The following is a 14,024-nucleotide window of genomic DNA, read 5'->3' on the forward strand; positions in this document are numbered from 1 at the left end:
GTCGGGGTCAACAAAAAAACAACACGCACCCCCCGCCCCCCGGGCGGGGGGGGCGCGGGGGGGGGGGGGGCCCGCGGGGCGGGGGGCGCCGCGGGGGGGGGGGGGGGGGGGGCCCCCCCCCCCCCCCGCTGCTGGGTGTCAGCCATTCTGTGCCTGCTCCAGCGCCTCCTCCGGCGAGGCGCCGCCGGTGAGCGCGGTCTGGACCGCGGTGTAGATCGCGGTGGCGGCCGTCGGCCACTCGTCCCCGAGCTTCGCGGTGCGCGAGCGCAGGTCCGGGACGACGTCGACGAAGGCCTGCATGCGCGGGTCCTCGGCCACGACCTGCTCGCCCAGCTCGGCCTTCGTCGGCACCGAGCTGTTGGTCAGGGCGTTGTCGACCATGTTCTCGTCGGAGTTGACGCACTCGATCACCGCGGCGGCCTTGGCCTTGCGGGCGTCGTCGCCGGTCTCGGGGACCGTCCACGTGGCGCCGCCCAGCGGGGCGACGACGGTGCCGCCGGCCTCGGGGGCCGGCAGCGGCGCGACCTGGTAGTTCAGGTCGGGGTTCTCCGCGAGCACCGGGAACTGCCACGGGCCGTTGATCATCATGGCGGCGTTGCCGGCGATGAACTGGTCGTTGACGTCCTCCTGGCCCCAGTTCAGCACCGACTCGGACGCCGACCCGCTGGAGACCAGGTCGACCCAGAGATGCAGGGCCTCGGCCGTCTCGGGGGTGGCGATGTCGGTCTCGTCGCCGCCGTTGGACCACATGAACGGCAGGAACTGCCAGGTGCCCTCGTAGGTCGGCGGGGCGGAGAAGGCGACGCCGTACCGGCTGCCCTCCGTCAGGGCCGCGGCCGCCGTCTCCAGCTCCGCCCACGTGGTCGGCGGCTCGATGCCGGCCTCGTCGAGGACGTCCTCGTTGTAGAACAGCGCCAGGCTCTGCGTGGTGGGCTGCAGGCCGTAGAGCTCGCCGTCGAAGGTGTTCGCGTCGACGACGCCCTGGCTGATGCCCTCGGCGGTGACCCCCAGCTCGCCCAGCGGCGCCAGCGCCCCGGCCGCGGCGAGCTGCCCGACGTCGGGGTTGTCGATGCTCAGGACGTCCGGCAGCGTCTGGGACGATGCCTGCTGCAGGGTCCGGGCGATGATGTCGCCACCGGGCACCGAGTTGCGCTCGATGGTCACGCCGTTCTCCTGCCCGCAGGCGTCCAGGAGCTCGCCGTAGTAGCTCGCACCCGGTTCGGTGACGAAGGTGTCCTGCACGGTCAGGCTGGTCACCTCACCGCCCGAGCTGCCGGCGTCCCCGGAGCCGCCCCCTCCGCAGGCCGCGAGGGCCAGCGGTGCCGTCAGTGCCACTACCGCCGCGCCGACGGTGCGGTTCTTCGCTCCACGTTGAGCCATTGCCGGTCCTTCCGGGAGTGCCGGCAGCGTCGCCGGTCACGCGGGCTGTGGCGACGGCGTCGTCACAGGTGGTGCGGAACGGCATCGATGCGTATCGACGCCGGTCGTGCTCAGGCCCGGACGGGCCTGTGTCGGGCAGCCGGGGAGCCACCGGAGGTCAGGGTGCGGCGAGCGTGGTCTCCCGCCGGGTCAGCCGCGGGGTCACGAGCTCGACCCCGCTGGTGGGACCCTCCCGGTCGCGTGCCAGCGACCGGAACAGCGTCTTCATGGCGCGGGCGGAGACGGTGCGCGGCTCGGTGGACACGTTGGTCACCGGGGGCATGGTGGCCTCGGCGACCGCGTCGGTGCACAGACCGACGACGGTGACGTCCCGACCCGGCACGACACCGCGCTCGGCCAGGGCCTGGAGCACCCACGGCACCGACGAGGACGCCGGCACCAGCAGTGCCGGGCGCGGCCCGCCGATGCGTAGCGCCTCGGCCACGGCGGCCCGGGCGCCCTCGCGGGAGACCTCCACCGGGCTCACCGCGAGGTGCTCGATCCCGGCGGCGGCTGCCGCCTCGACCGCTGCCCGCTCGAAGCGCCCGACGTAGTTGGCGCCCCGGGCGACCTCGTCGGCGGACCAGCCCAGGACGACGACCCGGTCGTGACCGGCCGCCACGACCTCGGCCACCGACAGCCGGGCGGCCTCCGGGTAGTCCAGGTCGACGCAGGGCAGGCCCTGGGGGTCGTCGGGGATGCCGATGAGGATGACCGGGACCCGGGTGGCCGCGGCCACGGGCACCCGGTCGTCGGCGGCGGCGATGTTCATCAGCACGATGGCGTCGCACAGCGACCGCCCGGCCAGCCGGGTCAGCGCCGAGGTGCCCTCGTCGGCGGTGACCAGCAGGACGTCGTGGTCGTTCTCCCGCGCGCAGCTGGCGATGGTCTCGATGAAGGGGAGCAGCGCGGTCGTGTCGCCGGCCGGCCCGAACGGGATTACCAGGCCGACGACCTGGGTGCGCTGGCTGGCCAGGGCGCGGGCGCCGGCGTTGGGCTGGTAAGTCAGCTGGTCGATCGCCGCCTGGACCCGCTTGCGCGTGTCGGCCGAGATGGGCCGGCGACCGCTCATGACGTAGGAGACGGTGCTCTGCGAGACGCCCGCGAGACGGGCGACGTCCCGGCTGGTGAACGCTGCCACCTCACCACCTCCGATCGTCATCGATACGGATCGACTGCTGGTGCCGGACGTTAGCAACGTCACGCTCGCCGGCGCAAGGGTGGCCGACGAGCCCACCCGGCGGACCGGGGAAGTCGAGCCCGGGGGCGGGTTGCCGCCGTATCGGGCGGTGCCCTAGCGTCCCTCCGCAGCAGCCGTCGAAGCGTATCGACGGCACCACTCGACGACGAGGCGGCGTGCGCGCATGAAGTTCACCGACGGCTACTGGCAGGACCGTGCGGGCTTCTCCGTGCTCCGTCCCCGTGACGTCCGCTCGATCACCGCCGCGGACGGCCGGATGACCGTGCTCGCCCCGACGGCGGTGATCCGCGAGCGAGGCAACACGCTCAACCAGCCCACCGTCACGGTCACCTACAGCTCCCCGGCGCCCGACGTCATCCGGGTGCGGATCGAGCACTGGGCCGGTGGCGTCCCGCGGCTTCCGGAGTTCGCGGTGGCCGAGGACCCGTCCCGGCACGTGACGGTCGAGGTCGACGACGAGGCGGGGGTGCTGACGTCCGGCGGCCTGTCGGTGCGGGTGCCGCGGGGGCCGGGTTGGCTGGCGGAGTTCGTCGCCGACGGCCGGGTGCTCACCTCCAGCGGGTCCAAGTCCATCGGAATCGTGACCACCGGATCGGGCGAGCACCACGTGCACGAGCAGCTCACGCTGGCGGTCGATGAGCACGTGTACGGGTTGGGGGAGCGGTTCACCCCGTTCGTGCGCAACGGCCAGGTGGTCGACGTCTGGAACGCCGACGGCGGCACGTCCAGCGAGCAGGCCTACAAGAACGTGCCCTTCTACCTCTCCGACCGTGGCTACGGGGTCTTCGTCGCCCACCCCGAGCACGTCTCGTTCGAGGTCGCCTCCGAGGTGGTCTCCCGCACGCAGTTCAGCGTGCCGGGGCAGGTGCTCGAGTACCACGTCGTCAACGGCCCGACGCCCAAGGACGTGCTCCGGCGGTACACCGCGCTCACCGGCCGCCCGCCGCAGGTGCCGGCCTGGTCGTTCGGGCTGTGGCTGTCCACGTCCTTCACCACCGACTACGACGAGGCCACCGTGACCTCGTTCATCGAGGGCATGGCGGAGCGGGACGTCCCGCTGAGCGTCTTCCACTTCGACTGCTTCTGGATGCGCGAGTTCCGCTGGTGCGACTTCGAGTGGGACCCGGAGGTCTTCCCCGAGCCCGAGGCGATGCTGGCCCGGCTCAAGGCGCGCGGCCTGCGGGTCTGCCTGTGGATCAACCCCTACATCGCCCAGGCCTCCCCGCTGTTCGCCGAGGCGGCCGAGCAGGGCTTCCTGGTGCGGCGTGCCGACGGCAGCGTGTGGCAGTGGGACATGTGGCAGGCCGGCATGGGGCTGGTCGACTTCACCAACCCCGGCGCCGTCGCCTGGTACCAGGGCAAGCTCCGTGCTCTGCTGGACATGGGCGTGGACGCCTTCAAGACCGACTTCGGCGAGCGCGTCCCCACCGACGTCGTCTGGCACGACGGCTCGGACCCGCAGCGGATGCACAACTACTACGCGCAGGCCTACAACGCCGCCGTCTTCGAGCTGCTGCGCGAGGAGCGGGGCGAGGGTGAGGCGGTCGTCTTCGCGCGCGCGGCGACCGCCGGCGGGCAGCAGTTCCCGGTGCACTGGGGCGGCGACTGCTTCTCGACTTTCGAGGCCATGGCCGAGACCCTGCGCGGTGGGCTGAGCCTCGGGCTCTCCGGCTTCGGGTACTGGAGCCATGACATCGGCGGCTTCGAGGGCACTCCCGACCCCGAGGTCTTCAAGCGCTGGGTCGCCTTCGGCCTGCTGTCCTCGCACAGCCGCCTGCACGGGTCGAGCTCCTACCGGGTTCCGTGGGCCTTCGACGAGGAGGCGGTCGACGTGCTGCGTTCCTTCACCCGGCTGAAGATGTCGCTGATGCCCTACCTGGGCGCGACGGCCCGGCAGGCGAGCGAGGACGGGTTGCCGATGGCCCGCGCCATGCTCCTGGAGCACCCCGAAGACCCGACGGCGGCCTTCCTCGACCGGCAGTACCACCTGGGCGAGTCGCTGCTGGTGGCGCCGGTGTTCGCCGCCGACGGCCGGGTCCGGTTCTACGTGCCGGAGGGGGAGTGGACGTCGCTGCTGTCCGGGGCAGTGCTCACCGGCCCCCGCTGGGTCACCGAGCAGCACGACGCGCTGAGCCTGCCGCTGCTGGTGCGCCCGGACACCGTGCTCCCGGTCGGCGCCCGCAGCGACCGGCCGGACTACGACTGGGCCGACGGGGTCGTGCTGCGCCTGTACCGCCTGCGCGACGGGCACCGCTCGCAGGTCGTCGTCCCCGGGGACGGCGTCGGCGGCGCGGACGCCGTCTTCACGGTCGAGCGCACCGGCGACGTCGTGACCGTCACCGCGGCGCACGCGCCGGGGGCGTGGGGCGTGCAGGTCGCCGGGGACGAGTCCACGGCCGTGCTGGCCACGGGGGCGACGTCGGTGCGGCTGCACCTCTGACGGCGCCGGGCGCCAGCCGGAGCCTGCACCGCGGGGTCGAGCCGTCCACCACCGCCGGAAGCCGGCGAGCCGGAAGAGGCCGGCCCACGCGGTCGACCCCGGCGTGCTCAGATCGGCATGTCCCGAGGGTGCGCCTGTGCGCTTGGTCGCACGAGGCGGGTCCGGGGTGCAGGACGGACCTACCATAGGATCATGTTCTTCTCCCGCGCCAAGACCCAGCCGGTCACCGCGGAGGACGCCCTGACCGGCCGTTCCGAGCCGCTCCCCGGCATCCCCGAGGTGCACGCGGTCAACGGCAACCGCATCCAGCCGCCCTTCCCCGAGGGCATGCAGACCGCCGTCTTCGGTGCGGGCTGCTTCTGGGGTGTCGAGAAGGTGTTCTGGGAGACCCCCGGCGTCTACTCCACCGCCGCGGGCTACGCCGGCGGGTACACCCCGAACCCGACCTACGACGAGGTCTGCTCCGCGCGCACCGGGCACACCGAGGTCGTCCTGGTCGTCTTCGACCCGGCGGTCATCTCCTACGACCGCCTGCTGAAGGAGTTCTGGGAGGAGCACGACCCCACCCAGGGCATGCGGCAGGGCAACGACATCGGCACCCAGTACCGCTCGGCGATCTACACCCAGGGCCCGGAGCAGGAGGCGGCCGCCAAGGTCAGCCGCGACGTCTTCCAGGAGCGGCTCACCGCCGCCGGCTACGGCGAGATCACCACCGAGATCGCGCCGCTGGGCGAGTTCTTCTACGCCGAGGCCTACCACCAGCAGTACCTGTACAAGGTGCCGAACGGCTACTGCCCGGTGAACTCCACCGGCGTGAGCTGCCCGGTGGGCCTGCCCGGCGTCTGAGGGAGGCCCCCCGTCCCCCTCACGCCTCGCACGCTCGGGGCGAGCCTCTGGACGGGGCCGAGAGGGCGGGCTCCCGCCCGCGGGAGCCCGCCCTCTTCAGTAGGTGAACCGGCCGACCGTCCCGCGCAGGCCGGTCGCCATCCGGGACAGCTCGGCCACCGCCGTCGTCGTCTGGGTCAGCGCCTGCGTGGTCGAGTCCGCCGCCTGGGAGACGCCGACGATGTTCGCGGCGATCTCCCCGGCCCCGCCGGCTGCCTCGGTGACCGACCGGGCCATCTCGTTGGTGGTGGCGGTCTGCTCCTCCACCGCGCTGGCGATCACCGTCTGGTGGTCGCTGATCTGACCCACCACGCTGCCGATCTCGCCGATGGCGTCGACAGCGCCGGATGCGTCGGTCTGGATCGCCTCGATCCGCCGGGCGACCTCCTCGGTCGCCGTCGCGGTCTGCTGGGCGAGCTCCTTCACCTCGTTGGCCACCACGGCGAAGCCCTTGCCGGACTCCCCGGCGCGGGCGGCCTCGATGGTGGCGTTCAGCGCCAGCAGGTTCGTCTGCTCCGCGATGGCGGTGATGATCTTCACGACGTTCCCGACCTCCCGGCTGGACTCGCCCAGCGCGAGCACCGCCGCGTTGGCGGCCTCGGCCCGGCGGACGGCGTCGGTGGCCACCCGCGCCGCGTCGGTCGCGCTGGTGGCGATCTCGCGGATGGAGGTGCCCATCTCCTCGGCCCCCGCGGCGACGGTGCTGACGTGCCGGGAGACCGAGTCGGCGGTGGTGGTCACCACCTGCGACTGGGTGCTCGCCTCCTCCGCGGCGGCGGCGATCTGCGTGGTCGACGCCGACAGCTCCTCCGCGGCGGCGGCCACCGCGTCGGCGGAGCCGACCACCTCGCCCATGGCCGCACGCATCGACCCGGTCGCCTGGTCGAGCGCAGCGCTCATCCGGCCCAGCTCGTCCTTGCTGGTCAGGCCGGTGGTGCGGGTCAGGTCGCCCTGGGCCAGCCCCTCGGCCACGTACTGCACCGACCGGATGCCGCGGGTGATCACCGAGGCCACCAGCAGGCCGATGGCCACGGCCACCGCCAGCCCGACCCCCAGCACGACCAGGGCGATGGTGCGGTGGTGCTCGTAGGACGCCCGGGCGTTGGCCGCCGCGGACGCCGCCTCCCGGGTGTCGATGGCGCGCAGCTCGGCCAGGTCCTCGATCACCTCGGTCAGCAGCGGCTCGACCTGCTCGGCGCCCGGGGGCACCGCGGTGGTCACGCCCGCCGCGGCGGCGGGCATCAGGACGGTGCTGGTCAGGGTGTCGATCTGCGCGAGGTCGTCGGTCGCCTCGACCACCAGGTCGTGCTTCAGCCCGGTCCGGTGGTTCGCGGCGTAGGCGCTCACCTGCCGCTGGTAGTCGGCGACCAGCGTGTGGACCTCCGACAGCGGCGGGGCGTGCGTGTCCACGGCGGTCGCGGCGCCGATCGCCAGCCGGATCTGCTCGACGTCGTCGATCATCAGGCCGATCTCCTCGATGCTGAGGACGTTGTCGACGTAGATCGCCTCGCTCGTCGCCGCTGAGTCGGCGAGCGCGGTCAGGCCGAGGCCGCCGATCACGGCGGCCACGACGCCGGCGGCGGCCGTGGAGGCGAGGACCTTGATCCGCACGGGGCGGTCGGCGAACCACTGGGCACCGAGCAGGGGCATGAGGATCTCCGGGGGTGCGGTCGCCGCCCGTGGGTCCACGCGCGGCAGAACGCACATCGGCACCTCCGGCCCCTTTCCGGAACGAGATCACCCGATCGGACGTACGGGGCGGTGCCGGCGGCACCGGGCGGGCCCGGCAGAGTGGGCGGCATGGACCCGGCCGAACTCTTCGCCCAGCTGCGCCGGGACCCCGACGTGGACGCCCCCGACCTGGTCGCCGTCGACGCCACCGACCGGCTGCTGCTCGACGAGGCCGCGGCCGATCTCCGCCGGCAGCCCGAGGGCGTCGCGATCATCGACGACGCGTACGGCGCGCTGACCCTCGGCGCCGTCGCCCTCCACGAGGTGCGCGGCCCGCGGGTGCACCAGGACGCGCTGATCGGCGAGCTCGCCCTGGCGCGCAACGCCGAGCGGGTCGGGCTGACCGGCTCCTACGCGGCGCTGCCGTTCGGCCCCGAGCTGGTGCGCGGCGCGCGGGTGGTGCTGGCCCGCGCGCCGAAGAGCCTGCACGCGCTGCGGGAGCTCGCCGAGGTGGTCGCGGCGGACGCCGACCCGGGCGTCACGCTCTACGTCGGCGCCCGGGTCAAGCACATGACGCACGCGATGAACGACGTCCTGGGCCTGGCCTTCACCGAGGTGTCCGCGACGCTGGCCCGGCAGAAGTCCCGGGTGCTGGTGGCCCGCGGGCCGAAGCCGGTCGAGCAGACCTTCCCGCGGTGCCGGGAGGACGACGAGCTGGCCCTCACCGTCTGCGCGCACGGCGCCGCCTTCGCCGGCGCCAAGGTCGACCGCGGCACCCGCGCCCTCGTGCGGGTGCTGCCCGACGCCGTCCCGGAGGCGCGGTCGGCGCTGGACCTGGGCTGCGGCACCGGCGTGCTGGCCGCGCAGCTGGCCCGGTCCCGGCCGGGGCTGACGGTGCTCGCGTCGGACCAGTCGGCCGCCGCCTGCGCGTCGGCCACGGCCACGGCGGCCGCCAACGAGCTCGCCGACCGCATCGACGTGCGCCGGGACGACGCCGCGGGGAGCCTGCCCGACGCGAGCGTGGACCTGGTGGTGTGCAACCCGCCGTTCCACCTGGGCACGACGGTCGCCGAGACCGCCGCCGAGCGGCTGTTCGCCGGCGCCGCCCGGGTGCTGCGACCCGGCGGGGAGCTGTGGTGCGTGTTCAACTCGCACCTGCCGTACCGCCCGGCCCTGCAGCGGCTCGTCGGCCCCACCCGTCAGGTCACCCGCGACCCGACGTTCACCGTCACGGCCAGCACCCGCCGCTAGTGCCCGGCCCCGCTCGGGCCTCGCTGCAGGGGCCCGCCGCGAGTCTGCGAGCGGTGGGGGGCAGCGGGGTCCTTCTGCACCGGCGGCAGGGTCGACCAGGGGAAGTCGATCCAGGCGTCGGTGCGCTTCCAGACGTAGTCGCAGGCCACCAGCGACCGGGGCTTCTCGTACACGACCGCCGTCCGGACGGCGGAGACGTGCCCGGCGCAGAACTCCTGGACCAGCTCGAGGGTCTTGCCGGTGTCGGCGACGTCGTCGGCGATCAGCACCCGGGCGCCGGTCAGGTCGACGACGTCGAGGGTCGGCGGGAGCACCACCGGGAGCTCGAGCCGCTGGTCGACGCCGGTGTAGAACTCCACGTTCATCACGAAGAGGTTCTTCACGTCCAGCGCGTAGCCCAGCGCGCCGCCGAGGAAGAGGCCGCCGCGGGCGATCGACAGGATGATGTCGGGCTCGAAGCCGTCGTCGGCGATCTGCTGGGCGAGCTCGCGCGCCGCCCGGCCGAAGTCCTCGTAGGTCAGCGTCTCGCGCTGGTCGCTCACCCGGCCATGCTCCCAGCCGGGTCGGGGTGCACCGCAAGCCGAGCCCGGGTCCGCTGTCGTGCCGGAACTGCGGCGAGTCGCTGACCCGCGGTCCTGCAGCACACGACCGGGTCGCGTGCCGTAGAGACGAAGATCACAGCTCGGCTTGATTTCCGGCCCGCGCCGGTCGAGACCGTCGGTGAGGCGGGTCCACCGGGCCGGCCGCAGCGAGCGCACGGGTGCGCCGGAGGACGGGAGCAGGACATGGGTGCACGCCTGCGTGCGGTGCGGGTCAGCACACGGCTGTGGGCGCTGGTCGTGGTGACGGTGGTCGGCATGGCCACCATCGCGGTGATCGGTGCGCTGCAGGTGCGGACGACGATCGAGGACGAGCAGCGCAACAAGGCGCAGGCCGCCGTGGAGTCGGTGCTCGGCGTGCTCGCCCACTTCGGGGAGCAGGAGGCCTCGGGTGCGATGACCACCGCCGCCGCCCAGCAGGCGGCCGTCGACACGGTCCGCGGGCTCCGCTACTCCGGCGAGGAGTACTTCTGGGTCCAGGACGGCACGCCGGCGATGGTCATGCACCCGATCAAGCCGGAGCTGGACGGCACCGACCTCTCCGCCTCCGAGGACCCCACCGGCAAGAAGCTCTTCGTCGAGATGGCCGACGTCGTCGAGCGGGACGGCAGCGGGTTCGTCGAGTACCTGTGGCCCAAGCCGGGCGAGGAGAACCCGCAGCCGAAGATCTCCTACGTGGCCGGCTACGAGCGCTGGGGCTGGATCGTCGGGTCGGGCATCTACGTCGCCGACCTCAACGGCGCCTTCCGCGGCGAGCTGCTGCACATGGCCATGTGGGCCGCTCCGGTCCTGCTGGCCATCGCGCTGCTGTCCCTGCTGATCTCGCGCAGCATCACCAGCCCGCTGCGCCGGATGACCGACGTGCTGGCCACCGGCGACCTGGCGCGGCGGCTCGACTGCGGTGACGGGCGCAACGAGCTCGACCAGCTCTCCGAGGCGCTCAACACCACCCTGGGCCGGGTCGCCGCGGTCGTCACCGAGGTGGGCAACGCCTCGACGCGCCTGGAGGAGTCCGCCCGCACGCTGTCGGAGACCGGCGAGGGCATCGCCGGCGCCGCCACCCGGTCGACCGGCCAGGCCGAGAGCGTCACCGTCGCCGCCAGGGAGGTCAGCACGGCGATCGACGCCGTCGCCGCCGGAGCCGAGGAGATGGGCGCCTCGATCCGCGAGATCGCGCACAACGCCGCCGAGGCCGCCCGGGTGGCCGGCGAGGCGGTGCAGGCGGCGGAGAGCGCCAACGGCACGGTGACCAAGCTCGGCGACAGCTCCAAGGAGATCGGCGACGTCGTCAAGGTCATCACCTCGATCGCGGAGCAGACGAACCTGCTGGCGCTCAACGCCACGATCGAGGCGGCCCGGGCCGGGGATGCGGGCAAGGGGTTCGCCGTGGTGGCGAACGAGGTGAAGGAGCTGGCGCAGGAGACGGCGCGGGCGACCGAGGACATCGCGCGGCGGGTGGAGGCCATCCAGGGCGACACCTCCGGCGCGGTGGACGCGATCGGCCGCATCGGCGAGGTCATCGCCGCGATCAACGACTACCAGACGACCATCGCCAGCGCGGTGGAGGAGCAGACCGCGACGACGAACGAGATGACCCGGGCGATCGGGGACGCCGCCCAGGGCGGCCGGTCCATCGCGGCCACCGTCGGCGACGTCGCGCGGGGCGCTCAGGAGACCTCGGCCGGCGTCGGCGGGATGCAGCTGGCCACGGAGGACCTGGTCCGGATGTCTCGGGAGCTGATGCGGTCGATCGACGGCTTCCGGAGCTGAGCCCCCGGCGGGACGGCCCCGGGCGACACGCCGGGTGGTGGCCGCACCGGCCGTGACCGGTTTCGCTCCAGCGCAGGTGAGGGCCGGGTCACCCGATCGTGGGGCTCCGGTCGCCGGGGGCGGTTGCCGAGAACTGGGGTGGGTGTTTGAGAATGCCACCAGTTCTGTGCCCGCAGTCCCTGCTCGTCCGGAGAGGTGTGATGACCACGATCGGCGGCCACCCCGTGCGCGCCCCGCAGCGTGCGCAGGTGGACCGCGGCGGTCCGGGCAGCGGTGCACCCAGGAGGGGCCGCTCCGGGCGGGTGGGGCACATGGCTGTGGTGCTGCGGCCGGAGGACGACCTGCTCGCCACTGCCCTGCCGTGGCTGGAGGCCGGGCTCGTCGCCGGTGACCTGGTCGTGCTGACCTGCCCGGACGAGACCGCCCAGCTGCTCGTCGACGAGCTGGGCGGCGCCGGTGCGGCCGTGGTCCGCGAGCCGCGGGTCTCCCTGCGCGGCGCGCGTGGGCCCGATGCGATCACCACCACCCGACGCCTGCTCGACCGCGCCGCGGGCGCCGGCTCCGGCCGGCTGCGCGTGTTCGGTCACCCCGAGTTCGGCTCCGCCCCGCGCGACTGGCGGGAGGCCCAGCGCTACGAGTCGGCGATCAACGAGCTGCTGGCCGGTACCCCGATGTCGGCGCTGTGCCCCTACGACGAGCGGGTGCTTCCGGCCGCGGCGGTCGACAGCGCCCGGGCCACCCACCCCTTCCTGCTGGTCGACGGCGTCCCGACCGCCAACCCCGACTACCGGCCGCCGGCCAGCTACCTGGCCGAGCTCCCGCTGCCCCGCGAGCCGATGGAGGCCGGGCCCCCGGTCTTCGCCGTCGACGGCGCCCCGACGCTGGCCGGGCTGCGGCACCAGCTGGCCGAGGTGCTGGCCCGGTACGTCCCCGACCGGAACCGCTGCGAGGACATGCACCTGGCGGTCAGCGAGATCGCCGCGAACGCCTTCCGGCACGGCACGCCGCCGGTGTCCGCCCGGGTGTGGGCCAATCCCGGCTGGGTGGTCTGCACCATCGCCGACCGCGGTACGGGCTACGCCGACCCGCTGGCCGGGTTCGTGCCCGCCCACGGCGACGACCTCTCCCAGGGCGGCATGGGGTTGTGGCTGGCCCGCAAGCTGTGGGAGCACGTCGACCTGATCGGCGGACCGCACGGGTTCACGGTGCGGCTGAGCGCGCCCACCCGCTGAACCCACCCTCCGTGGGGTGCGCGCCCGTGGTGAACCGGACGGGACGGTCTCTCAGACCTAAGGTGTCGGTGTGATCGTGGTGACCGCCGCCGGCGGACGGACCGGGACCGCGGTGGTCCGTGCTCTCCGCGAGCGGGGCGAGGCGGTGCGCGCCGTGGTGTCCCGCCCGGGGCCCCGCCCGGAGCTGACCGACCTGGGCGCCGAGGTGGTGAGGGCCGAGCTGACCCAGCCGCTGCCCTGGTCGAAGGTGTTCGCCGGCGCCGACGCCATGTACCTGATCTGGCCGAACTTCGATCCGGACGAGGCCGAGGGGGCGCCCGCGCTGTTCCGCGAGGCGCGCCGCGCGGGCCTGCCCCGGCTCGTCTACCACTCGGTTCTCCGCCCCCAGCTGCGAGTGATGCCCCACCACGCCGCCAAGGACCTCGCCGAGGAGGCACTGGACGCCAGCGGACTCGCCTCCTGGCGGGTGCTGCAGCCCTGCGCCTACGCCGACAACCTCGACGACGAGCTGCCGGAGGCGGTCGCCCGCGGCGAGCTGCGCAGCCTGTGGGGCGTGCGGACGGCGCAGTCGCTGGTCGACGTGCGCGACGTCGCCGAGGCCGCCGCCGTGCTGCTCACCGAGGACGGCCTCGACGGCGGCACCTTCGAGGCGGCGGGGCCCGAGCCGCTCACCGCCCCCCGGATCGCCGAACTGGTCAGCGCCCGGGTGGGCCGGGAGATCGTCGCCGAGGACGTCGTCCCCGGCGGGGAGGTGCCCACCGCCTACGCCGCCCGCTGCCGGCGCACCATGTTCGACCACTACCGGGCGCACGGGTTCACCGGCAGCCCGCGGGTGCTCACCGACCTGCTGGGTCGCCCGCCGCGCAGCTACGCCGAGCACCTCGCCGACCTCGACCTGCCGGTCGAGGTCCTCCCGGACGACGAGCCGGCGTGACCGCGCCGGAGCGAACCACGCCGGACGTCCGCGTGCCCGACGTGCCCGACGGCGACGCGATGGACGTGATCCTCGCCCAGTGGGCCCGCGAGCGGCCCGACCTGGACTGCTCGCCGATGGGCGTCATCGGCCGGGTGACCCAGCTGCAGCGGGAGGTGTTCCTCGCCCAGCGGGCCACGTTCGCCCGGCACGGCCTGGACGCGCCGTCCTTCGACGTGCTGGCCGCTCTGCGCCGGGCCGGGGCGCCCTACCAGCTCACCCCGACCGCGCTCATGCGCACCGCGCTGGTCACCTCCGGGGCGATCACCCAGCGGCTCGACCGGCTGGAGGAGAAGGGCCTGATCACCCGCGGGCGCAGCGAGGCCGACGGGCGGGCCGTCGTCGTCACGCTCACCGAGGCCGGCCGGACGGCGCTGGACGGCGCCCTGCCCGACCACCTGGAGACCGAGCGGGGCATGCTGGCCGGGCTGACGGCCGAGGAGATCGACCAGCTGGCCGGGCTGCTGCGCCGCTGGCTGGTCTCGCTGGGACGCGTACCGGGAGCGACGCCCGACGCCAGTTGACGAAGGCCCCCGTCCCCCTCACGCCTCGCACGCTCGGCGCGAGCCTCTGGACGGGCCGC

Annotated in this window: 11 protein-coding genes; 7 read left to right on the forward strand and 4 right to left on the reverse strand. The window is 73.9% G+C overall.

Going from position 1 to position 14,024, the window contains the following annotated elements; all coding sequences use genetic code 11:
* Positions 1 to 138: 138 nt before the first annotated feature.
* A complete protein-coding gene (locus ACI79A_RS16260; protein ID WP_457084792.1) occupies positions 139 to 1,380 on the reverse strand; it encodes a sugar ABC transporter substrate-binding protein in 1,242 nt (413 codons plus the stop codon).
* A gap of 157 nt (positions 1,381 to 1,537) precedes the next feature.
* Complete coding sequence (locus ACI79A_RS16265) at positions 1,538 to 2,560, reverse strand: LacI family DNA-binding transcriptional regulator (RefSeq protein WP_457084793.1); 1,023 nt, start codon at positions 2,558 to 2,560, stop codon at positions 1,538 to 1,540.
* 223 nt (positions 2,561 to 2,783) lie between these two features.
* Between ACI79A_RS16265 and yicI the strand changes: the two genes are divergently transcribed.
* Both yicI and msrA read left to right on the forward strand, forming a co-directional pair.
* On the forward strand, positions 2,784 to 5,060 hold the full coding sequence (yicI, locus tag ACI79A_RS16270; RefSeq protein WP_457084794.1) for an alpha-xylosidase: 2,277 nt from the start codon (positions 2,784 to 2,786) through the stop codon (positions 5,058 to 5,060).
* A 192-nt stretch (positions 5,061 to 5,252) separates the two neighbouring features.
* A complete protein-coding gene (msrA, locus tag ACI79A_RS16275; RefSeq protein ID WP_457084795.1) occupies positions 5,253 to 5,906 on the forward strand; it encodes a peptide-methionine (S)-S-oxide reductase MsrA in 654 nt (217 codons plus the stop codon).
* A gap of 96 nt (positions 5,907 to 6,002) precedes the next feature.
* Here the strand turns inward: msrA and ACI79A_RS16280 are convergent, their stop codons facing one another.
* Entirely contained in the window at positions 6,003 to 7,595 is a 1,593-nt protein-coding gene (locus ACI79A_RS16280) for a methyl-accepting chemotaxis protein (RefSeq protein WP_457084796.1), read from the reverse strand.
* A gap of 150 nt (positions 7,596 to 7,745) precedes the next feature.
* Here ACI79A_RS16280 and ACI79A_RS16285 point away from each other — a divergent pair, with 150 nt between their 5' ends.
* Complete coding sequence (locus ACI79A_RS16285; RefSeq protein ID WP_457084797.1) at positions 7,746 to 8,867, forward strand: class I SAM-dependent methyltransferase; 1,122 nt, start codon at positions 7,746 to 7,748, stop codon at positions 8,865 to 8,867.
* Here the strand turns inward: ACI79A_RS16285 and ACI79A_RS16290 are convergent.
* Entirely contained in the window at positions 8,864 to 9,409 is a 546-nt protein-coding gene (locus tag ACI79A_RS16290) for a phosphoribosyltransferase (protein ID WP_457084798.1), read from the reverse strand. The two genes, ACI79A_RS16285 and ACI79A_RS16290, sit on opposite strands and share 4 nt — an antisense overlap.
* 243 nt (positions 9,410 to 9,652) lie before the next feature.
* Between ACI79A_RS16290 and ACI79A_RS16295 the strand changes: the two genes are divergently transcribed.
* From ACI79A_RS16295 to ACI79A_RS16310, 4 genes are all read left to right on the forward strand, one after another.
* On the forward strand, positions 9,653 to 11,236 hold the full coding sequence (locus ACI79A_RS16295; RefSeq protein ID WP_457084799.1) for a cache domain-containing protein: 1,584 nt from the start codon (positions 9,653 to 9,655) through the stop codon (positions 11,234 to 11,236).
* A 311-nt stretch (positions 11,237 to 11,547) separates the two neighbouring features.
* On the forward strand, positions 11,548 to 12,468 hold the full coding sequence (locus tag ACI79A_RS16300; protein ID WP_457084800.1) for an anti-sigma factor RsbA family regulatory protein: 921 nt from the start codon (positions 11,548 to 11,550) through the stop codon (positions 12,466 to 12,468).
* Between the two features lie 70 nt (positions 12,469 to 12,538).
* Positions 12,539 to 13,402: an SDR family oxidoreductase gene (locus ACI79A_RS16305; RefSeq protein ID WP_457084801.1), complete on the forward strand. Its 864-nt coding sequence runs from the start codon at positions 12,539 to 12,541 to the stop codon at positions 13,400 to 13,402.
* Positions 13,399 to 13,965 (forward strand): MarR family winged helix-turn-helix transcriptional regulator, encoded by a 567-nt coding sequence (locus ACI79A_RS16310; RefSeq protein ID WP_457084802.1) that lies wholly within the window; start codon positions 13,399 to 13,401, stop codon positions 13,963 to 13,965. Before ACI79A_RS16305 ends, ACI79A_RS16310 begins: the two co-directional genes overlap by 4 nt.
* Positions 13,966 to 14,024: the final 59 nt, after the last annotated feature.

The sequence above is a fragment of the Modestobacter sp. SYSU DS0657 genome, assembly GCF_054050925.1.

What these genes read in the sequence shown, in the direction of transcription:
- msrA (WP_457084795.1), top strand. Translation starts at nt 5,253, where the DNA reads ATGTTCTTCTCCCGCGCCAAGACCCAGCCGGTCACCGCGGAGGACGCC.
- yicI (WP_457084794.1), top strand. Translation starts at nt 2,784, where the DNA reads ATGAAGTTCACCGACGGCTACTGGCAGGACCGTGCGGGCTTCTCCGTG.
- ACI79A_RS16260 (WP_457084792.1), bottom strand. Translation starts at nt 1,380, where the DNA reads ATGGCTCAACGTGGAGCGAAGAACCGCACCGTCGGCGCGGCGGTAGTG.
- ACI79A_RS16300 (WP_457084800.1), top strand. Translation starts at nt 11,548, where the DNA reads ATGGCTGTGGTGCTGCGGCCGGAGGACGACCTGCTCGCCACTGCCCTG.
- ACI79A_RS16280 (WP_457084796.1), bottom strand. Translation starts at nt 7,595, where the DNA reads ATGCCCCTGCTCGGTGCCCAGTGGTTCGCCGACCGCCCCGTGCGGATC.
- ACI79A_RS16295 (WP_457084799.1), top strand. Translation starts at nt 9,653, where the DNA reads ATGGGTGCACGCCTGCGTGCGGTGCGGGTCAGCACACGGCTGTGGGCG.
- ACI79A_RS16285 (WP_457084797.1), top strand. Translation starts at nt 7,746, where the DNA reads ATGGACCCGGCCGAACTCTTCGCCCAGCTGCGCCGGGACCCCGACGTG.